Source organism: Streptomyces sp. NPDC053665, assembly GCF_055585285.1.
On record NZ_JBVJKK010000007.1, the window covers coordinates 430,507 to 450,336 of the forward strand.

The 19,830-nt window shown below is 73.7% G+C and carries 18 protein-coding genes; 12 read left to right on the forward strand and 6 right to left on the reverse strand.

Annotated elements, in window-relative coordinates:
• Positions 1-59 precede the first annotated feature (59 nt).
• The 3 genes from ACZ6ZN_RS27815 to ACZ6ZN_RS27825 all read right to left on the reverse strand — a co-directional run bounded on the left by ACZ6ZN_RS27815 (position 60) and on the right by ACZ6ZN_RS27825 (position 2,386).
• Positions 60-1,199 (reverse strand): hypothetical protein, encoded by a 1,140-nt coding sequence (locus tag ACZ6ZN_RS27815; RefSeq protein ID WP_469650437.1) that lies wholly within the window; start codon positions 1,197-1,199, stop codon positions 60-62.
• A 2-nt stretch (positions 1,200-1,201) separates the two neighbouring features.
• Positions 1,202-1,456: a MoaD/ThiS family protein gene (locus ACZ6ZN_RS27820; RefSeq protein WP_107456736.1), complete on the reverse strand. Its 255-nt coding sequence runs from the start codon at positions 1,454-1,456 to the stop codon at positions 1,202-1,204.
• Positions 1,457-1,534: 78 nt separating this feature from the next.
• Positions 1,535-2,386 (reverse strand): alpha/beta hydrolase, encoded by an 852-nt coding sequence (locus ACZ6ZN_RS27825; protein WP_469650440.1) that lies wholly within the window; start codon positions 2,384-2,386, stop codon positions 1,535-1,537.
• 173 nt (positions 2,387-2,559) lie between these two features.
• Between ACZ6ZN_RS27825 and ACZ6ZN_RS27830 the strand changes: the two genes are divergently transcribed.
• The 5 genes from ACZ6ZN_RS27830 to ACZ6ZN_RS27850 all read left to right on the forward strand — a co-directional run bounded on the left by ACZ6ZN_RS27830 (position 2,560) and on the right by ACZ6ZN_RS27850 (position 7,903).
• Positions 2,560-3,348, forward strand: coding sequence for a winged helix-turn-helix transcriptional regulator (locus ACZ6ZN_RS27830; RefSeq protein ID WP_451876836.1), 789 nt, complete (start codon positions 2,560-2,562; stop codon positions 3,346-3,348).
• A 128-nt stretch (positions 3,349-3,476) separates the two neighbouring features.
• Positions 3,477-4,499, forward strand: coding sequence for a LacI family DNA-binding transcriptional regulator (locus ACZ6ZN_RS27835; RefSeq protein ID WP_398110840.1), 1,023 nt, complete (start codon positions 3,477-3,479; stop codon positions 4,497-4,499).
• 107 nt (positions 4,500-4,606) lie between these two features.
• Positions 4,607-5,599: a S1C family serine protease gene (locus tag ACZ6ZN_RS27840; RefSeq protein WP_398110839.1), complete on the forward strand. Its 993-nt coding sequence runs from the start codon at positions 4,607-4,609 to the stop codon at positions 5,597-5,599.
• 103 nt (positions 5,600-5,702) lie between these two features.
• Positions 5,703-6,440: a response regulator transcription factor gene (locus ACZ6ZN_RS27845; RefSeq protein WP_469650443.1), complete on the forward strand. Its 738-nt coding sequence runs from the start codon at positions 5,703-5,705 to the stop codon at positions 6,438-6,440.
• Positions 6,437-7,903 (forward strand): sensor histidine kinase, encoded by a 1,467-nt coding sequence (locus ACZ6ZN_RS27850; protein ID WP_469650445.1) that lies wholly within the window; start codon positions 6,437-6,439, stop codon positions 7,901-7,903. The genes ACZ6ZN_RS27845 and ACZ6ZN_RS27850 overlap by 4 nt, the downstream gene beginning before the upstream one ends.
• 201 nt (positions 7,904-8,104) lie before the next feature.
• Here the strand turns inward: ACZ6ZN_RS27850 and ACZ6ZN_RS27855 are convergent, their stop codons facing one another.
• Both ACZ6ZN_RS27855 and ACZ6ZN_RS27860 read right to left on the reverse strand, forming a co-directional pair.
• Positions 8,105-9,337, reverse strand: a complete 1,233-nt coding sequence (locus ACZ6ZN_RS27855) for an LmeA family phospholipid-binding protein (RefSeq protein ID WP_469650448.1) — start codon at positions 9,335-9,337, stop codon at positions 8,105-8,107.
• 58 nt (positions 9,338-9,395) lie between these two features.
• A complete protein-coding gene (locus ACZ6ZN_RS27860; RefSeq protein WP_469650450.1) occupies positions 9,396-11,213 on the reverse strand; it encodes a bifunctional metallophosphatase/5'-nucleotidase in 1,818 nt (605 codons plus the stop codon).
• A gap of 145 nt (positions 11,214-11,358) precedes the next feature.
• Here ACZ6ZN_RS27860 and mshD point away from each other — a divergent pair, with 145 nt between their 5' ends.
• Entirely contained in the window at positions 11,359-12,285 is a 927-nt protein-coding gene (gene mshD, locus ACZ6ZN_RS27865) for a mycothiol synthase (protein WP_451876841.1), read from the forward strand.
• A gap of 3 nt (positions 12,286-12,288) precedes the next feature.
• Positions 12,289-12,810, forward strand: coding sequence for a GNAT family N-acetyltransferase (locus tag ACZ6ZN_RS27870; RefSeq protein ID WP_469650453.1), 522 nt, complete (start codon positions 12,289-12,291; stop codon positions 12,808-12,810).
• On the opposite strand, the gene ACZ6ZN_RS27875 is transcribed toward ACZ6ZN_RS27870, so the two are convergent.
• Positions 12,782-13,744 carry a LysR family transcriptional regulator gene (locus ACZ6ZN_RS27875; RefSeq protein WP_451876843.1) on the reverse strand — a complete coding sequence of 321 codons (963 nt, stop codon included), beginning with the start codon at positions 13,742-13,744 and terminating at the stop codon, positions 12,782-12,784. The genes ACZ6ZN_RS27870 and ACZ6ZN_RS27875 overlap by 29 nt on opposite strands.
• Before the next feature lie 210 nt (positions 13,745-13,954).
• Here ACZ6ZN_RS27875 and ACZ6ZN_RS27880 point away from each other — a divergent pair, with 210 nt between their 5' ends.
• The 5 genes from ACZ6ZN_RS27880 to ACZ6ZN_RS27900 all read left to right on the forward strand — a co-directional run bounded on the left by ACZ6ZN_RS27880 (position 13,955) and on the right by ACZ6ZN_RS27900 (position 19,815).
• Positions 13,955-14,347 (forward strand): GntR family transcriptional regulator, encoded by a 393-nt coding sequence (locus ACZ6ZN_RS27880; RefSeq protein WP_398110832.1) that lies wholly within the window; start codon positions 13,955-13,957, stop codon positions 14,345-14,347.
• On the forward strand, positions 14,344-15,228 hold the full coding sequence (locus ACZ6ZN_RS27885; protein ID WP_398110831.1) for an ABC transporter ATP-binding protein: 885 nt from the start codon (positions 14,344-14,346) through the stop codon (positions 15,226-15,228). The genes ACZ6ZN_RS27880 and ACZ6ZN_RS27885 overlap by 4 nt, the downstream gene beginning before the upstream one ends.
• Complete coding sequence (locus tag ACZ6ZN_RS27890; RefSeq protein WP_469650458.1) at positions 15,225-16,082, forward strand: ABC transporter permease; 858 nt, start codon at positions 15,225-15,227, stop codon at positions 16,080-16,082. The genes ACZ6ZN_RS27885 and ACZ6ZN_RS27890 overlap by 4 nt, the downstream gene beginning before the upstream one ends.
• Before the next feature lie 249 nt (positions 16,083-16,331).
• Positions 16,332-18,698 carry an RNA degradosome polyphosphate kinase gene (locus tag ACZ6ZN_RS27895; protein ID WP_451876845.1) on the forward strand — a complete coding sequence of 789 codons (2,367 nt, stop codon included), beginning with the start codon at positions 16,332-16,334 and terminating at the stop codon, positions 18,696-18,698.
• Positions 18,679-19,815, forward strand: coding sequence for a CHAD domain-containing protein (locus tag ACZ6ZN_RS27900; RefSeq protein WP_469650461.1), 1,137 nt, complete (start codon positions 18,679-18,681; stop codon positions 19,813-19,815). Before ACZ6ZN_RS27895 ends, ACZ6ZN_RS27900 begins: the two co-directional genes overlap by 20 nt.
• Positions 19,816-19,830 lie beyond the last annotated feature (15 nt).

The following is a 19,830-nucleotide window of genomic DNA, read 5'->3' on the forward strand; positions in this document are numbered from 1 at the left end:
ATCATCTGTGACAGGCCGGGCGGGGCCCGGTCCGGGCGGCGGGTGCCAGGGGGTACCCCCTAGCCCAGCGCCCGGCCCAGGACGTAGACCGCCGGGGCCGCCGCGGCGAGCGGCAGGGCCACGCCGGCCGTGAAGTGGACGAAGCGGGAGGGGTAGTCGTAGCTCGCGGCGCGGTGCCCGATCAGTGCGCACGCCGCCGCTCCCGCGCCCAGCACCGCACCGGAAGTGCCCAGGTCCGTCACCGCCCCGGCCGCCGCACCGCCGCCCGCGCCCGCGAGCAGCGCCACCACCACGGACGCCGGGGTCGGCAGCGGCAGCGCCCGCGCCAGGACGGCCACCGCCACGGCGACCGCGCCCACCGTCACCGCGTCCGCGTCGGCGGCGAGGTGGCCGCCGGCCACGATCGCCAGCGCCGAGGCCACGACCGTCGCCATCAGCCCGTACATCCGCTCGTCGGGATCGGCGTGCGAACGCAGCTGGAGCACCAGCGCGAGCAGCACCCACACCCCGAGCGCCCCGAGGAGGGCCGCCGGCGACCGGTCCGAGGCGAGCAGCGCGGCGTCCGCCGCCAGCGCCCCGGCGAACCCGAGCGCGATGCCCTGCCGCGCCGGCCACATGCCGTTGAGCCGGAACCAGCCCGCGGCGGTCACGGCCTGCAGCACGACCAGCGGCACGAGCAGCGCGTACGTGCCGACCGCCGCCGCACCGGCCAGCAGCAGCCCCAGCAGCGCGGTCAGCGCGGCGGGCTGCATCCCCGGCTCGATGATGGGCGAGCGTCCCTCCGCACGGGCCCGCTGGGCGTCCGTGAGGCGGGTGTTGCCGCCGACCGTGGCCGGGCCGTACGCGGGGGCGGCCTGCCCGGCGCCGTCGGGGGCTCCGGCGTCCGGCGGGCCGTCGGGCGCGGGATGTGCGGACGGCGCCGCGTACGCCGTCTCCGCCGGGGCCGGTGCGGACACCGACTGCTGCGTCTGCGTCTCCCAGGTCTGCCCCTGCCACTGCTGCGTGTACTGCTGCGCGGCCTGCGGGTCGTCGTACCCCGGGTACGCCTGACCCGGCCACGCCTGCTGCTGCGGCTGCTGGTGCGCCTGCGGCTGCGGCTGCTGTGGCTGGTGCTGCGGCTGGTGCCCGTACGAGTCGTAGGGGCGGTAGCCGTCGTACCCGTCGTACCCGTCGTGTCCGCCGTACGGCTGGTCGGTCATCGTCACCCTCCTGCGAACGGCGGGAGCACCTCGACCGTGCCACCGTCGGCCAGCCGTACCGTCTCGTGCCCGCGGGTGCCCACGGGGTCGCCGTCCACCAGGAACGAGCAGCGCAGCAGGACGCGCTCCAGCTCCCCGGGGTGCCGCTCGCGCACGCCGGCCAGCGCCTCGGCGAGCGTGGCGGCCTCGTACGGCTCCTCGGCCACTCCGGCCGCGGCCTTGGCGGCGGCCCAGTAGCGCACCGTGACCTTTGGCATCTGCTTCCTCAATCGCACAGTCGCAGCGGACTCACATCGACATTCGCACGGGTCCACCCGACGGTGAACCCCGACAGGCTAGCCCGCCCGCCGGACCACCCATGCCGCGATCCGGTCCAGGAGCTCCTCGCCCGCGGCGTTCTCGGCGTGCCCCATGCCGGGCTCCAGCCACAGTTCGCCCTGGTCACCGGCGGCGGCGGCCAGCATGCGCGGGTGGTCGAGCGGGAAGTAGCCGTCGGCGTCGCCGTGCACGATCAGCAGGGGCGTGGGGGCGATCCTCGGCACCGCCTCCACCGGCGACAGCGGCACCGGGTCCCAGTCGCGGTGGTGGATGCGGGTGCGCAGGCCGTAGCGGCTCACCACGCGGCCCTCGGGGCGGGTCACCAGCCAGTGCAGCCGCCGCATCGGGGCGGTCCCCCGGTAGTACCAGCGGGCCGGGGCGCTCACCGACACCACCGCGCGGCTGTCGCCGGGGTGCAGCGCCGCGTGCCGCAGCACCACCGAGCCGCCCATCGAGAACCCGACCGTCACGACCCGGCGGTAGCCCAGCTCCCCAGCCCAGCGCACCGCGGCCGCGAGGTCCAGCACCTCCCGGTCCCCGACCGTCGAGCGCCCGCCGGAGGCGCCGTGCCCCCGGAAGGAGAAGGTGACCACCGCCCCGTACCGCGCGAAGGCCCGGGCCACCCGCCGCACGTGCGGCCGGTCCACGGCCCCGGTGAAGCCGTGCGCCACGACGAACACCACGTGGCCGGAGGGCGTACCGGTGGTGCCGGACGCGGCGGCGCCCGGCTCGTGGAGGGCGTCGATCGTCACCCCGTCGGACGTCCGCAGAAACGTCCGCGACGACCCCCGAACGGGCGTTCCCGCGGCCGTCTCGGGATGCGGACGATCGGTGGAACGCGCCACATGACCTGCCGGACCAGAGCTCATGTGGGCTATTCTGCTGGGCAGAGGACTCGGGCAGCGAAGCCCCCGGGTCCTTTTGTGCTTTCGGAAGCGTTGTATACGACGCGGGAAACCGCGGGTGTACGGGGCCTTCGGGATCGCAGAGCCCGTGCTGTGCCAACCAGCGTCCTCGCAGGGACCGAGGAGGAACCAGACGTATGAGTTCTCTGCTGCTCCTGACCAACGCCCTCCAGCCGTCGACGGAGGTGCTCCCCGCACTCGGCCTGCTCCTGCACAACGTGCGGGTGGCCCCCGCGGAGGGCCCCGCCCTCGTCGACACCCCCGGCGCCGACGTCATCCTCGTCGACGGCCGGCGGGACCTGCCCCAGGTCCGCAGCCTGTGCCAGCTGCTGCGCTCCACCGGACCGGGCTGCCCCCTGGTCCTCGTCGTCACCGAGGGCGGTCTGGCCGCCGTCACCGCCGACTGGGGCATCGACGACGTCCTGCTCGACACCGCCGGACCCGCCGAGGTCGAGGCCCGGCTGCGGCTGGCCATGGGACGGCAGCAGATCGTCGGGGACGACTCCCCCATGGAGATCCGCAACGGCGACCTGTCGGTCGACGAGGCGACGTACTCCGCGAAGCTCAAGGGCCGGGTCCTGGACCTGACCTTCAAGGAGTTCGAGCTGCTGAAGTACCTCGCGCAGCACCCGGGCCGGGTCTTCACCCGCGCCCAGCTGCTCCAGGAGGTGTGGGGCTACGACTACTTCGGCGGCACGCGCACGGTCGACGTGCACGTACGGCGGCTGCGCGCCAAGCTCGGCCCCGAGCACGAGTCGCTGATCGGCACCGTGCGGAACGTGGGTTATCGATTCGTTACGCCGGAGAAGCCGGAGAAGATGGAGCGGGCCGCCGAGGAGGCGAAGACCGAAGCCGCCGCCGCAAAAACCGGCAAAGCGGACGAGTCGGCCGCGCTGGACGCCGTCGAGGCGCGCACCCGGGCGTGAGGAGCGCATCCCGCCGCCGACCTGGGTCCCGTCCCGCGCGAGGGCGTCGCCCGGACGGCGGTCGGGATATCGTACGGACCCTCCTTCACGCCCTGCCCGGAGCGGGTATATCCGCGTAGACTCCGCGCGTGGCCAAGGTGACTCGGGATGACGTGGCGCGGCTGGCAGGGACCTCCACTGCCGTGGTCAGCTATGTCATCAACAACGGACCCCGGCCGGTCGCCCCGGCCACGCGCGAGCGTGTCCTCGCCGCGATCAAGGAACTGGGGTACCGGCCCGACCGGGTGGCCCAGGCGATGGCGTCCCGGCGCACGGACCTCATAGGCCTGATCATCCCGGACGCCCGCCAGCCCTTCTTCGGGGAGATGGCGCACGCGGTCGAGCAGGCCGCCTCCGAGCGCGGGAAGATGGTCCTCGTCGGCAACACGGACTACGTGGCCGAGCGCGAGGTGCACTACCTGCGGGCCTTCCTGGGCATGCGGGTCTCCGGCCTCATCCTCGTCAGCCACGCGCTCAACGACCTGGCCGCCGCCGAGATCGACGCCTGGGACGCCCGGGTGGTGCTGCTGCACGAACGCCCCGAGGCCATCGACGACGTCGCCGTCACCACGGACGACCTCGGCGGCGCCGAGCTGGCCGTCCGGCACCTGCTGGAGCACGGCCACGCGTACGTCGCCTGCATGGGCGGCATAGCGGAGACGCCCGCGGTCGGCGACCCGGTCTCCGACCACGTCGAGGGCTGGCGCCGCGCGATGGACGACGCCGGGATCCCCACCGAGGGCCGCCTCTTCGAGGCCCTCTACAACCGCTACGACGCCTACCAGGCGGCTCTGAAGATCCTCTCCGGCCCGGACCGCCCGCCGGCGATCTTCTGCTCCACCGACGACCAGGCGATCGGCCTGCTGCGCGCGGCGCGCGAACTGCGCATCGACGTGCCCGGCGAGCTGGCGGTGGCCGGGTTCGACGACATCAAGGAGGCGGCCCTGACCGACCCGCCCCTGACGACGATCGCCTCGGACCGTCCGGCCATGGCCCGGGCCGCGGTGGACCTCGTCCTCGACGACGGACTGCGGGTGGCGGGATCCCGGCGCGAGCGCCTGAAGGTCTTCCCGTCACGGCTGGTGGTCCGCCACTCCTGCGGCTGCGCGTAACCCGCCGGCTCCCGCGCGCGGCCCTTTACATCGGGCATACGCACTTCTGTCGGGCTTCTCAGTGAGCACTCAGGAAGCTCTCATGGTCGGGCCGCACGCTCGATGCCATGACCGAGAGCTTCCACCGCAGCGGCGAGTACCCGAACCCCTACGAGGGTCAGCAGCAGGCCCCGGTGAACCCCGAGTGGCCGCCCCCGCCGGCGTACGCCCCGGCGCACGCTCCGCACAAGCGCACCCGCGGGCCCGTGGCCCTGCTCGCCGCCGTGGCGATCGTCGCGGCCGCGACAGGCGGCGGCACCGCCTACGGCATCCAGGAGCTGGCCGGCAACGACACCGTCGCCTCCAGCTCCACCAGCACCCACGTGGTCCCCTCCAGTCAGAAGGGCACGGTCGCCGGGGTCGCCAAGGCGGTCAGCCCCAGCATCGTCGAGATCAGCGCCGACTCCAACGCCGGGTCCTCCACCGGCTCCGGCGTGATCATCACTAGCGGCGGCGAGATCGTCACCAACAACCACGTCGTCTCCGGCGCCTCGAAGATCCAGGTGACGACCAGCGACGGCAAGACGTACTCCGCGAAGACCGTCGGCACCGACAGCAAGAAGGACCTGGCGCTGATCGAGGTGCAGGACGGCTCCGGCTTCAAGGCCGCCACGCTCGGCGACTCGGCCGGGGTGCAGGTCGGCGACCAGGTCGTGGCGATCGGCTCGCCCGAGGGGCTGTCCGGCACGGTGACCAGCGGCATCATCTCGGCCCTCGACCGCGACGTGACCGTCCCGACCGACGAGGGGCAGCAGCAGCCCCAGCAGGGCGGGGAACAGTGGCCGTTCGAGTTCGGCGGGCGTCAGTTCAACGGCGACACCGGCAGCGACACCACGACGTACAAGGCGCTCCAGACCGACGCGTCCCTCAACCCGGGCAACTCCGGCGGCGCGCTGATCGACATGAACGGCAACATCATCGGGATCAACTCCGCGATGTACTCGCCGGCGAGCCAGGCCTCCTCGTCCGCCGACGCGGGCAGCGTCGGCCTGGGCTTCGCCATCCCGATCGACACGGTGAAGGCCGACCTCGCGAAGCTGCGGGCGGGGTCGACGGACTGATTCCCCCCCTGCGGACGGAGGGCGCCCGGCCCCGCGCCGAGTCGTGCGACGCTGAGAACGTCAGAGCACCCCCGCCCCCACCACACCCGAGGACCGCCCGCCCATGAGCCCCGCAGACGGCGACCGTGACACCCAGCGCATCCTGATCGTCGACGACGAGCCGGCCGTACGCGAAGCGCTCCAGCGCAGCCTGGCCTTCGAGGGGTACGGCACGCAGGTCGCGGTCGACGGCGCGGACGCCCTGGAGATGGCCGCGGTCTACCGCCCCGACCTCGTCGTCCTCGACATCCAGATGCCGCGCATGGACGGGCTGACCGCCGCGCGCCGCATCCGCGCCGCCGGCGACACGACACCCATCCTGATGCTCACCGCCCGCGACACGGTCGGCGACCGCGTCACCGGCCTCGACGCGGGCGCCGACGACTACCTGGTCAAGCCGTTCGAACTGGACGAGCTCTTCGCCCGGATCCGCGCCCTGCTGCGCCGCAGCTCCTACGCGGCGGCCATGGGCGCGGCCGGCCCGGCCGACGAGGACGTGCTGGCCTTCGCCGACCTGCGCATGGACCTCGCCACGCGCGAGGTCACCCGGGGCGGGCGCCCGGTGGAGCTCACCCGCACGGAGTTCACGCTGCTGGAGATGTTCATGGCGCATCCGCGCCAGGTCCTCACCCGGGAGCAGATCCTCAAGGCCGTCTGGGGCTTCGACTTCGAGCCGTCGTCGAACTCCCTGGACGTGTACGTGATGTACCTGCGCCGCAAGACCGAGGCGGGCGGGGAGCCGCGCCTGGTCCACACGGTGCGCGGGGTCGGCTACGTGCTCCGCCAGGGCGGCGCCGAGTGAACAGGCTCGTCCGCCGCTTCCGCTCGCTGCCGATCCGCTCGCGACTGGCGCTGCTGGTGGCGGCGGCCGTGGCGTTCGCCGTGGCGGCGGTGTCGGTGACCTGCTGGTTCATCGTGCAGGGCAAGCTGTACGACGAGATCGACGAGGACCTGAAGTCGTCGGTGGGGCCGGTGCGCCCGGACGAGTTCCGCGACCTCGTGGCCGCCTGTCCCCAGACACCCTCCGACGCACTCGGCGTGGGGTCGCGGCCCAAGAGCTACGGGCAGTTGGTCAGGGTCGACGGCAAGGTGTGCCTCTTCCCCAGCTCCACGGCCCAGGTGCAGGTCAGCGGCGCCGACAAGACCGTGGCCAAGGCCCCCGACCCGAACGTGCAGCACTTCCGGGACGGTACCGACACCGACGGGAACAGGCTGCGCGTCATGACCACGGCGCTCGTCGTCAAGGACGACTCCCTGCGGCCGGGTGTGGCCGCGGACTACTCGCTGGTCGTCGCCCTGCCGCTGAAGGGCACCCAGTCCACGCTCAACGAACTGGCGCTGATCCTGCTGCTGGTGTCGGGCGTGGGGGTGCTCGGCGCCGGCGCGGCCGGGCTGGCCGTCGCCCGGGCCGGGCTACGGCCCGTCGACAAGCTGACCGACGCCGTCGAGCACGTGGCCCGCACCGAGGACCTGAACATCCGCATCCCCGTGGAGGACGACAGCGAGGACGAGATCGCCCGCCTGTCCCACTCCTTCAACTCGATGACCTCGGCGCTGGCCAGCTCCCGGGACCTCCAGCAGCAGCTGATCGCCGACGCCGGCCACGAGCTGCGCACCCCTCTGACCTCGCTGCGCACCAACATCGAGCTCCTCACCCGCAGCGAGGAGACCGGCCGCCCCCTCCCCGAGGCCGACCGCAAGGCCCTGCTGGCGTCGGTGAAGGCCCAGATGACGGAACTGGCCGCGCTCATCGGCGACTTGCAGGAGCTGTCCCGCCCGGACACTGGCCACCACGCCGGCCGGACCCAGATCGTCGCCTGGCACGACACGGTCGAGTCGGCGCTGCGGCGGGCCCGGCTGCGGGGCCCGGACCTGACGATCACGGCGGACGTCGAGCCGTGGTTCGTCCGGGCGGAGCCGTCCGCCCTGGAACGGGCGGTGGTCAACATCCTGGACAACGCGGTGAAGTTCAGCCCGGAGAGCGGCGTGATCGACGTACGTCTGGCCGACGGCACCCTCACGGTCCGCGACCACGGCCCGGGCATCCCCGCCGACGAACTCCCCCACGTCTTCGACCGCTTCTGGCGCTCCCCGAGCGCACGGTCCCTGCCGGGCTCGGGCCTGGGCCTGTCGATCGTGGCCCGCACGGTGCAGCAGGCGGGCGGCGAGGTGACCCTGGCCCCGGCCGAGGACGGAGGCACGGTGGCGACGGTCCGGCTCCCAGGAGCGACGGTCCCCCCGCCGGCGGACCTCCCTACCGACTGACGTACGCCACGAAGGATGCCCAAGGGCTCGAGCCGCGCGGCAGGGGTGCTCGAAGGCGCCAGGGCGGTACTGCGCGACGGCGAGGCCGGTGAACACGCCCTGGCGCCTCCACCGCGGCGACGAGTGAAGTGTCAGTGGAAGCCGAGCATGCCGGGGGAGCAGATGTCCACGGTGACCACGCCCGGCGGATACGCGTCCTCCTTACGACCCCACGGACAGCCCCGACCCCGACACCCGCACCCGGATGCCGTTCCGCTGCACGCGGACCTCCTGCAACCGCACGTTCCCCTGCTCCGGCTCCGGGAGTTCGAACGCCAGGGACAGCCGCTCGGCCAGGACCGGGCGGGTCAGGCCGGACAGGGCGTCGAGCAGGTTCGGGTCGAGGCCGAGCCGGCGCAGCACCTGCGGGTGGTCCAGGGCCAGGTCGACGAGGTTCAGGCGCTGGGCCTGGCGCGCGAAGCGCGGGGACCCGGTGAGCTCGGTGAGCCTGCCGTCGTCGGCCAGGGCCTCGCGCACGGTCGCCCCGGGCACCCCGAGCCGCCGCACGATGGCGGGGACGGACAGCAGGGCCTTCGCCTTGCGGGTCTGCCGGGCCAGGTCCGCGCTGCCCTCGGGCGTGAGGTGCAGGCCCTGCGCGGGACCGGTGCCCGGGCGGTAGGTGGCCAGGTCGCCGATGTCCAGGCGCATGCTGCCGATCTCGGTGGCGATGCCGTGCGCGCCCTGGCGGCGGATCCGGGCCTCGGCGTGCACCCGCAGGTCGTGCCCGGCGACCGGCAGGGTGCCCTCGGCCCGCACGCGGTCGCGGCCCTCGCCGGTGAACGCGACCTGGGAGGCGCCGAGTTCGCGGTTGAGGTCGGCGAAGGACAGCTGCACCTCCCCGTCGAAGCGGGGGACGCGGGCGCCGCGTACGGAGGTGAGGCCGTCGGCGTCCAGGCGGACGTCGTGGGCCGTGGCGGACACCTTCGCGAGGGAGACCCGGTCGGCGGCGACGTCCGGGACGATCACCTTCACCGACTCCAGCCGTTCAGCGGCGACTTGGGTGAGGAAGGGGAAGCCGCCGATCTCCACCTCGGGCGCTGCGGCCAGGTCGAGGCGGTCCCGGAGGGTGTCGGCGGCGCGGTGCTCGGCGTAGAGCAGGGCCCAGCGGTCGGCGAGGGCGGCGAAGGCGGCGACGACGACCAGGCCGACCACCGCCTTCAGCGCGAAGGGCAGTCCGGCGAAACGATTCTTCCGCCGCCTGCCACTCCGTCGACCGCCCCGCCTGCCGCCCCGCCGGTGGTCCGGCGGGGCCCAGGCGTCCTCGGCGCCCTCCTCGGGCGCCTCGGGGAGGAACTCCTCCAGAGGGGTCACCTCCAGAGGCCCGTCGTCGAGGGCGGCGAGCTCCTCGTACGGGTTGGGCCGGGGATGCGCAGCTGCGTGGTGGGGGGTACGCATCGAGCCATCCGACCACGCGCACCGGTCCCACCCGCAACTCGAACCCCGGGTATGCGACCTACTTCACGATCGTGATCCGGTCGGCCTTCGGAGGCGCGATCGGGCTGGTCGCCGAGGAGTTGGCCGTCAGGTACTGCTCCAGCGCGGTCAGGTCGTCGGCGCCCACGACGTCGCCGGTGCCCTGGCCCAGCGTCGGGAAGCCGTCGCCGCCGCCCGCGAGGAAGCTGTTCGTCGCGACGCGGTAGGTGGCCGACGGGTCGATGGCCGAGCCGTTCAGCTTGATGCTGTCGGTGACCACCCGGTCGGCACCGGACTTGGTGAGGTCCAGCGTGTACGTCAGACCGGACGAGACCTGGAGGATCTTCGGCGCGGCCGCGTTCGGGCCGGACACCTGCTCCTTGAGCGCCTGGATCACCTGCGCGCCCGTGAAGTCCTGGAGGTTCACGGTGTTGGCGAACGGCTGGACCGTGAAGCCCTCCGCGTAGGTGACGACACCGTCGCCCTCGGCGCCCTTGGCCGCGTAGGTCAGGGGCGCGCGGATGCCGCCGGGGTTCATCAGCGCCAGGTCGGTCTCCGGGTCGAGCTGCTTGCCGTGGGCGAGCTGGGCGTCGGCGATGAGGTCGCCGAGCGGGGACTCGGTGCCGGTGTTGCCGATGTCGCCGGAGATGTAACCGATCGGCCGGTTGCCGATGGGCGCGGCCAGGGTGTTCCACTTGCCGATCAGCTCGGTCATGTCGGGCGCCTTGGGGACGTCCCGGGTGACCACGCGGTTCGCGGACTTCACCGCCGTACGGGCGATGTCGCCGGTCCTGCGGTCGTAGGTCAGCGTCGTGTCGGTGTAGAGGCGGCCGAAGGACGCGGCCGAGGTGACCATGCGGGGCTTGCCCGCCGGGTCGGCGATGCTGCACACGTACGCGTTGTGGGTGTGGCCGGTGACCAGCGCGTCCACCTGCGGCGTGACGTTCTTGGCGATGTCGACGATCGGGCCGGAGATGCCGTCGCCCGCACCCGGGGAGTCGCAGTCGTAGTTGTACGACGTCGACGCCGGGAAGCCGCCCTCGTGGATGAGCGCGACGATCGACTTCACGCCCTGCTTCTGGAGCACCTTGGCGTACTTGTTGATCGTCTCGGTCTCGTCCTTGAAGGACAGGCCCTTGACGCCCTCGGCGGAGACGATGTCCGGGGTGCCCTCCAGGGTCACGCCGATGAAGCCGACCTTGACGCCGTTCTTCTTCCACACCCAGTAGGGCTTGAGGATCGGCTTCTTCGTCTTCTCGTCGAGGACGTTGGCCGCGAGGTACGGGAAGTCGGCGCCCTGGAACTTCTCGTCCGCGTAGCAGCCGTCCTTCGGGTGGCAGCCGCCGTTCTGGAGGCGGCCGAGCTCCTTGGCGCCCTCGTCGAACTCGTGGTTGCCGACGGAGGTGACGTCGAGGTCGAGCTTGTTCAGCGCCTCGATGGTCGGCTCGTCGTGGAACAGGCCGGACAGCAGCGGGGAGGCGCCGACCATGTCGCCGCCGGCCGCGGTGATGGAGTACTTCTCGCCCTCGCGGGCCTGCCGCAGATGCGTGGCGAGGTACTCGACACCACCGGCGTCGATGGTCTTCGTCGTGCCGTCGGGCTGCGTCTCGGTGACGCGGCCGGAGGAACCGGCCGGGGGCTCCAGGTTGCCGTGCAGGTCGTTGAAGGACAGCAGCTGCACGTCCTGGTAGCGGCCGTGCCCGTGGCCGCCCTCGCGGTGGTCCTCACCGGCGCTCGCGGAGCCGGGCAGCGCCGCGGCGGCCAGCGCGCCGACGGTGACGACACCGGCGGTGAGCGCGGCGAGACGGGTCGTACGGCGTTTCCGGCGCTCCGGATGCGCCGGTGAAGTGGCTGGCATTCGCCCCCCTGTGGGTCTGCGGTGACAGTGATGTCGTCGCGCGCAGCCTAAAGTCAACGCGCGTAGCGCGACAGGCCTTTCATGGTTACGAGTGGGTTGCTTCTTTGCCGCCGATTTGCCGGTGCCGCCCCGTACCCTCGTACGCATGACCAGCGACGACACCGTACGGCCCGGCCACCCCCGCTCGATCGAGACCCTTGCCGCCCTCTCCGCGGAGCAGACCGAGGCCGTGCTCGGACTGCTCGACGAGGCGGCCCGGACCGACGGTCAGCAGGCGGTGTCCGAACAGGGCCGGTTGCAGCTGCGGGGCGGGGAGCGCGAGGGCGTGTCCCACCTGCTCCTCACCGTGGACGGGCACCTCGTCGGATATGCCCAGTTGGAGGACACCGACGAGGTCGAGCCGCCCGCCGCCGAGCTGGTGGTGCATCCGGGGCATCGCGGACACGGGCACGGGCGGGCCCTCGGCTCGGCCCTGCTGGCCGCCTCCGGCAAGCGACTTCGCGTGTGGGCGCACGGCGGGCACTCCGCCGCCCGGCACCTCGCCCAGGTCCTCGGCCTCACGCTGTTCCGCGAACTCCGCCAGATGCGCCGCCCCTTGGCCGGCTTCGACGCCCCGGAGCCGGTGCTGCCCGAGGGCGTCACCGTACGCCCCTTCGAGCCCGGCCGGGACGACGCGGCCTGGCTCGCCGTCAACGCCGCCGCCTTCGCCCACCATCCCGAGCAGGGCTCGCTCACCCAGCGCGACCTGGACGACCGCAAGGCCGAGCCGTGGTTCGACCCGGCGGGCTTCTTCCTCGCGTTCCGCGGCGACGAGCTCGTCGGCTTCCACTGGACGAAGGTGCACGACCGCGAGCGCCTCGGCGAGGTGTACGTCCTCGGTGTCGCCCCGGGCGCGCAGGGCGGCGGCCTCGGCAGGTCCCTCACGACGATCGGCCTGCGCCACCTCGCGGACCGGGGCCTGCCGACCGCGATGCTGTACGTCGACGCCGACAACAAGGCGGCGGTGACGGTCTACGAACGCCTGGGCTTCACCACGCACGAGGTGGACCTCATGTACCGGACGGAGACCTGAGCCGTGTCCCGGGCGCCCGATCCACGCATCCGCCCGGCCGATGAGGGCGACCTGGCGGCCCTCGTCCGCCTGCGCGACGACGCGGCCCGCTGGATGCTGTCCCACGGCATCACCGGGCAGTGGCGCCCGGGCGAGCTGGGCCGGGAGCACTTCCGCCGGGCCATGACGGCCGGCGAGGTCTGGCTGGCCGAGTCCGAGGGGCGCCTGACCGGCGCCTGGGAGCTGTGGTGGCAGGACGAGGACGCCTGGGGCCCGCAGCCGCCGGTGGCCGGGTACGTGCACCGGCTGATGGTGGACCGGTCGGTCGCCCCGCCCGGGACGGGCCGGCTGCTGCTGAGGGCCGCCGAGCGCCGTGTGGCCGGGACGGGCCGGACCTCGGTGCGGCTGGACTGCCTGGCGGCCAACGCCCGGCTCAACGCCTACTACGAGGACGCCGGTTACCGGGTCGTTGGCCGCAAGGAGGGCAAGCCGCAGCCGGGCGGGGTGCCCAAGTCCTTCACGCTGAGGGAGAAGCGGCTCCCGTAGGGGTGGGCCGGGCCCAGGCCGGGCGCCAGGTCTGCCCCTGCGGCGGTGCGGGGCGGTTCGCCGTGAGGTGGTCCTGGAGCGCGGCCAGACCGGGGTGCCGGTTGTCCGTGCGCCGCAGCAGGGAGTGCGGGTAGACCGGGACCGGGTCGCGCAGCGGGACCAGCCGCAGGTCGTGGCCGGCCGGCCAGACGTGCGGGGTCCGTTCGCTCAGGACGGTCGCCACGGTCGGGGAACCGGCGACCGTGTCGAGCAGCGCCTCCAGACCGAAGTTGGGCCCGACGGTGTCGACGGCCGGCCCGAACTCCGCGGCGAACGCCTCGTAGTACGCGTGCCACTCGGTCCCCGGCACGTTCCCCGGCATCCAGATGCGGTGCCCGGCCAGTTGCGCGGGCGTCACCCAGGGCGCCTTCGCGAAGGCGTGCCCGGGGCCGACGCACAGGTGCAGCGGCTCGTCCAGGACCGGGACGGCCGCGACACCGTCGGGGAGCCGGTGCCCGGGCATCGTGACGGCGCGGAAGGTGGCGTCGACGGCCCCGTCCCGCACCGCCGCCGTCGCCGTGTCCGCGTCGAACAGCGTGACGACGTCCAGGGCGATCCCCGGATGCGCCCGGTGGAAGTCCTGCACGAGCCCCCCGACGGCGCTCCGGCGCCCCACCACGTCCACCCGCAGCGCCCGGTCCCCGGGCCGCACCGCGGCGGCGGCCCGCTCCTCCGCCCGCAGCAGGACCCGGGCGTGCGGCAGCAGCGCCTGGCCGTCGATGGTCAGCTCCGCACCCCGGGGAGTACGCACCAGCAGCCGCACCCCGAGGTCCTTCTCCAGCACCGCGATCCGCTTGGAGACGGCCTGCTGGGTGAGCCCGAGGTCGACGGCGGCCCGCTGGAACTGCCCGGAATCGGCGATCGCGACGAAGGCCCGCACGGCTTTGAGATCCACGCCGGGAGCTTAGCGGCACGCCAGGTGGTTGTGCAGGAAGGGGCTCCTCGGGTGCTCGTGCCGCTGACCCGGCCCGCTGCACAACTGCTGGTTGTGACAGGCGTCGGCACCCACCGCCGTCGACCGACGGCCTGCCGCGACCCGGCTTGACTTCCACCCGGACTTCCCACCACCCTTTCACTACTCAATTAGTGAAAGGGTGGTTAGGCAGTGGTCGAATACCGCATCGACCGGCGCAGCGGCGTGGCCACCTACGTCCAGATCGTCCAGCAGACCAAGCAGGCCCTGCGCCTGGGCCTGCTGCAACCGGGAGACCGGCTCCCCACGGCCCGCGAGGTCGTGGAGGCCACCGCCATCAACCCGAACACCGTGCTCAAGGCCTACCGGGAGCTGGAGCGCGAGGGCCTGGTCGAGGCCCGTCGCGGACTCGGCACCTTCGTACGCCGGTCCCTGGGCGCCGCCCCCGCCGACTCCCCGCTGCGCGCGGAGCTGGACGCCTGGGCGGCCCGGGCCCGCGAGGCCGGCCTGGAGCGCGAGGACGTGGCCGCCCTTTTCGCTTCCGTACTCGACGCGCAGTTCACACAGACCAAGGGGGACGCATGACCGACACCGCCATCGAGGCGGCCGGACTGGGCAGGAGGTACGGGCTCCGCCGCCGGCCGGCGCTGGACGGGTGCTCCTTCCGGCTCCCGGCAGGCCGCGTCTGCGCCCTCGTGGGCCCCAACGGCGCCGGCAAGTCCACCCTGCTGGCCCTCGCGGCCGGGCTGCTGCGCCCCACCGAGGGCACCGTCACCGTGCTCGGCACCACCCCGGCGGCGGCCCGTGAGCGCCTCGCGCACGTCGCCCAGAACAAGCCGCTGTACCCCCAGCTCACCGTCGCGGGCACGCTGCGGCTGGGCCGGGACCTCAACCCGAGGCGCTGGGACGCCCGGACCGCCGAGCGGATCGTGGCCGAGGGCGACCTCGACCCCGGTGCCCGCATCCGCTCCCTCTCCGGCGGCCAGCGCACCCGGGTCGCCCTCGCCCTGGCCCTCGGCAAGCGCCCCGAGCTGCTGCTCCTGGACGAGCCGATGGCCGACCTCGACCCGCTCGCGCGGCACCAGCTGATGGCCACGCTCATGGCCGACGCCGCCGACCACGGCACCACGGTTGTCATGTCCTCGCATGTCGTGGCGGAGCTGGAGGGCTCCTGCGACCACCTGCTGCTGCTCGGCCGCGGCCGGGTCCGGCTGGCCGGGCCGCTGGACGACCTGCTCGCCGCGCACACCCTGGTCACGGCCCGGGCGGGCGACTCCCTGGCCCCGCACACCGTGGTCGAGTCCCGCACCACCGGCCGCCAGCTGACCGCCCTGGTACGGCCCGCGGGCGCCCTCGGCGACGCACGGCACGGCGACCGCCCCTCCCTGGAGGAGGTCGTCCTGGCCCACCTGCGTGCCCCCGATGCCCCTTCGCTGCTGCTCGACCCGCAGGAGGCCGCCGTATGACCGCCGTGACGGACGCGACCCCGGTCGCCGCCCCCCGGTTCCCGGGGCCGCGCGGGCTGTTCCTCGCCGGACTGCGCGTGCACCGCTCGGCGCTGGTCTTCTGGATCGGGCTGGTCGCGGTGGCCGCGGGGGCACTGCTGTGGGCGCTGGGCCCGGGGGCGGACGCCGCGTGGGCCGAGTACCGGGAGATGGGCTGCACCGACGGCACCCCGGACCTGGGCTGCGACATTCCCGGACCCGCCATGTTCCGGTACGAGACCGTGGTGACGGTCGCCGAGGGCCTGCTCTCCCTCGTGCCGGTGCTCACCGGCGCGTGGGCGGGCGGGCTGGTCGGCCGCGAGCTGGAGGACGGCACCGCCCGACTGGCGTGGACCCAGTCGGTCACCCCGGCCCGCTGGCTCGCCGCCAAGCTGGCCGTCCCGGCCCTGCTGCTGGTGCCGGGCACCCTCGCGCTGACCCTGCTGCACCGCACCCTGTGGGCCTCGGACCACCACCTGTTCCGGGCCATCGGCTGGTCCGAGTGGCACGACGACAGCGTCTTCGAGGCCAACGGCGTCCTCGCCACCGTCCACCCCCTGGCCGCCCTCGCCCTGGGCGTCCTCGCGGGCGTGGTCCTGCGCCGCGCCCTGCCCGCCCTCGGTGCCGCCGTCCTGGCCGTGGCGGCTCTGATCTGGGCGCTCGACGAGGCGCGCCCGCATCTGTGGCCGACCCCGCCGGGGACGGCTCAGCTGATGCACGAGCACCCGGCGTCCCACTTCTGGCCCCTGCAACTGGTCGAGACGTCCCTGGTGCTGGCCGTCGCCGCCCTGGCCGCCACCGCCGCGTTCGCCCTGCTGGCCCGGCGCCTGCCCTGAGCCCGGTCCGCGCGTCCGTCCACGGGGGGACGGACGCGCGGACCGACACCCGACGCGCGGGCACGGCACCCCCGGGAAGGCCGGCCCCGTCCACAGCCTGTGCACGGCCGCCCCCCCGTCGGCGCCCGGCACCCCTCACGCCCCACGCGCCCCACCCGCCCCCCTCGCACCCCGGCGGGCCGCCCCCCGGTGTCCCGCACGTCATGTCTCCGTAACCGCCGATTCAGACGGGCTTGCGACGCTCGGCCAATGAATCCCGCCGTGCCAGAACCGTCGCCGCCCCCGATGGGGCCCACGGGGAACGGGAGCGCTCATGAGACTCCGCCGCTCGCGCCCGCGCCTTCCGACGCGCCCGTGATGCTCGCGGCGCGGAAGAATGGGTCCATGAGCCAGCCGAACACCCAGGCACAGGTCCAGCACCCGCAGCCCTCCGTGGGCTCCATCGCGGCCCATCGCCCGCACACGGTCGCCGCCGTCGTGTCCGATCTGGAACCCGACATCGACGCCGACCTCGACGCCTACGAGGAGTCGCCGTACGACGGGCCCCAGCTGCCCCAGGGCCGCTTCCTCGACCGGGAGCGCAGCTGGCTCGCGTTCAACGAGCGGGTGCTCGAACTCGCCGAGGACCCGAACACGCCCCTGCTGGAGCGGGCCAACTTCCTGGCGATCTTCGCCAGCAACCTGGACGAGTTCTTCATGGTCCGGGTCGCCGGCCTCAAGCGCCGCATCGCCACCGGCGTGGCCACCCGCTCCGCCTCCGGCCTCCAGCCCCGCGAGGTGCTGGAGATGATCTGGGCGCGCTCCCGGGAGCTCATGGCCCGGCACGCCGCCTGCTACCACGAGGACGTCGCCCCCGCACTCGCGGAGGAGGGCATCCACCTGGTCCGCTGGAACGAGCTCCAGGAGAAGGAGCAGGCCCGCCTGTTCACCCTGTTCCGGCACCAGATCTTCCCCGTGCTGACCCCGCTGGCGGTCGACCCGGCGCACCCCTTCCCGTACATCTCCGGCCTGTCGCTGAACCTGGCCGTCGTCGTGCGCAACCCGGTCACCGGCCACAAGCACTTCGCCCGGGTCAAGGTGCCGCCGCTGCTGTCCCGCTTCCTGGAGAGCTCCCCCGGCCGCTACGTCCCCATCGAGGACGTCATCGCCGCGCACCTGGAGGAGCTGTTCCCGGGCATGGAGGTGCTGGAGCACCACGCCTTCCGCCTCACCCGCAACGAGGACCTGGAGGTCGAGGAGGACGACACCGAGAACCTGCTCCAGGCCCTGGAGAAGGAACTCATGCGGCGCCGCTTCGGCCCGCCGGTGCGCCTGGAGGTCGAGGAGTCCATCGACCGCGACGTCCTGGACCTGCTGGTGCGCGAGCTGAAGATCAGCGAGGCCGAGGTCTACCCGCTGCCGGGCCCGCTGGACCTCACCGGCCTCTTCCGCATCGCCTCGCTGGACCGGCCGGAGCTGAAGTACCGCAAGTTCGTCGCCGGCACCCACCGCGACCTCGCCGAGGTCGAGTCGGCGTCCGCGCCCGACATCTTCGCCGCGCTCCGCGAACGGGACGTGCTGCTGCACCACCCGTACGACTCCTTCTCCACCTCCGTGCAGGCCTTCCTGGAGCAGGCCGCCGGCGACCCCGACGTCCTCGCCATCAAGCAGACCCTGTACCGGACCTCGGGCGACTCCCCCATAGTCGACGCGCTCATCGAGGCCGCCGAGTCCGGCAAGCAGGTCCTGGTGCTGGTCGAGATCAAGGCCCGCTTCGACGAGCACGCCAACATCAAGTGGGCCCGCAAGCTGGAGGAGTCCGGCTGCCACGTGGTCTACGGCCTGGTCGGGCTGAAGACCCACTGCAAGCTGTCGCTGGTGGTCCGCCAGGAGGGCGAGACGCTCCGCCGCTACAGCCACGTCGGCACCGGCAACTACCACCCGAAGACGGCCCGCCTCTACGAGGACCTCGGCCTGCTCACGGCCGACCCGCAGGTCGGGGCGGACCTGTCCGACCTGTTCAACCGGCTCTCCGGCTACTCCCGCCGCGAGACCTACCGCAGGCTGCTCGTCGCCCCCAAGTCCCTGCGCGACGGGCTGGTCTCGCGGATCACCAAGGAGATACAGCACCACCGCGCGGGGCGTCCCGCGTACGTCCGCATCAAGGTCAACTCGATGGTCGACGAGGCCGTCATCGACGCCTGCTACCGCGCCGCCCAGGCCGGGGTGCCGGTGGACATCTGGGTGCGCGGCATCTGCGCCGTGCGCCCGGGCGTCGCCGGCCTGTCGGAGAACATCCGGGTCCGCTCGATCCTGGGCCGGTTCCTGGAGCACTCCCGGGTGTTCGCCTTCGGCAACGGCGGCGAGCCCGAGGTGTGGATCGGCAGCGCCGACATGATGCACCGCAACCTCGACCGCCGGATAGAGGCCCTGGTCCGGGTCACCGACCCGGCCCACCGGGCGGCCCTGAACCGGCTGCTGGAGACCGGCATGTCCGACTCCACCGCCTCCTGGCACCTCGGTCCGGACGGCGAGTGGACCCGGCACGCCACCGACGCGGACGGCCAGCCCCTGCGCAACGTCCAGGAGATGCTCATAGACGCCCGGAGGCGCCGGCGTGGCACAGCGACACCTTGACCCGACGGGCCCCCGGCCCGGGACCGCCGCGCCCCTGGCGGAAACCCGGCCGGGGACCGTCGCGACCGCCCCGACCGGTGACGCCCTCGCGGGCTATCTGCGGGCCCAGGCCACGGAGTTCCTCCGGGCCCTGCGCCTGCACCGCGAGACGGGGGTGGGGGCGGGCGGCTCGGAGAGTTCGGCGGAGGCGGCCCGCGCCCTGCGCCGCTCGGCCCGCCGGATCAGCGCGAGCCTGCACACCTTCCAGCCCCTGCTGGACGCCGACTGGTGCGAGGCGGTGCGCCCCGAACTGGCCTGGGTGTCGGGCACCCTGGCGATGGAGCACGCCTGCACGGCCCGCCTGGAACGCCTGCTGGCCGCCCTGCACCGCCTATCGGGTTCCACCGCCTTCCCGGGCGCGGCGGGTCCGCCCCCCGGCGGCCGGGCCGCCGGTGCGGCGCCCGTCCCGGCCGGGGCGGCTCCCCGGGGCGCCACCGCGGCCCCGGAGCGCGGCAACCTCACCGTCGGGGCGGCGAAGGCGGGCGCCCTGCTCGACCGCCAGCTCACCCTCGCCCGCACCCGCGCCCACTCCACCGCCCTTCAGGCCCTGGGCAGCAGCCGCTTCCACGCCGTCGCCGACAAGGTCGCCGTGCTGGCCAGCGAGGTCCCCCTCACCGGCCCCGCCGCCACCACCGACCTGCGCCCCCTCGCCGGGGCGGCCGAGGACCGGCTCACCGACGCCGTGACCGCCCTGCCCCTGGTCACCGCGGGCAGCCCCTACAACGCCGCGGCCCTCGTCCACGGCCTGTCCCCCGACACGGTCCCGCACCCGCAGGACGCCCCCTGGCACCAGGTCCGTCTGCTGCTGCGCCTGCACCGCTACGCCCGCGAGACGGTCAGCGGCCCCCGCGGCAACGCCGTCGTCGACCTGCGCCTGCTCGCCGCGGGCCAGGCGCTGAACCTGCACCGCGACGCCTCGGAGGCGGCAGCGGCGGCGGCCCAGGCGGCCCGTACCCCGCGGATCGCCCCGGCCACGGCGTACGCGCTCGGCGTGCTCCACGCCGACCAGCGGCACGAGGTGGAGGCGGCACGTTTCACGTTCCAGCAGGCCTGGCAGAAGGAGACCGTCGGCGCGTGAGGACCGGGCCGGGCG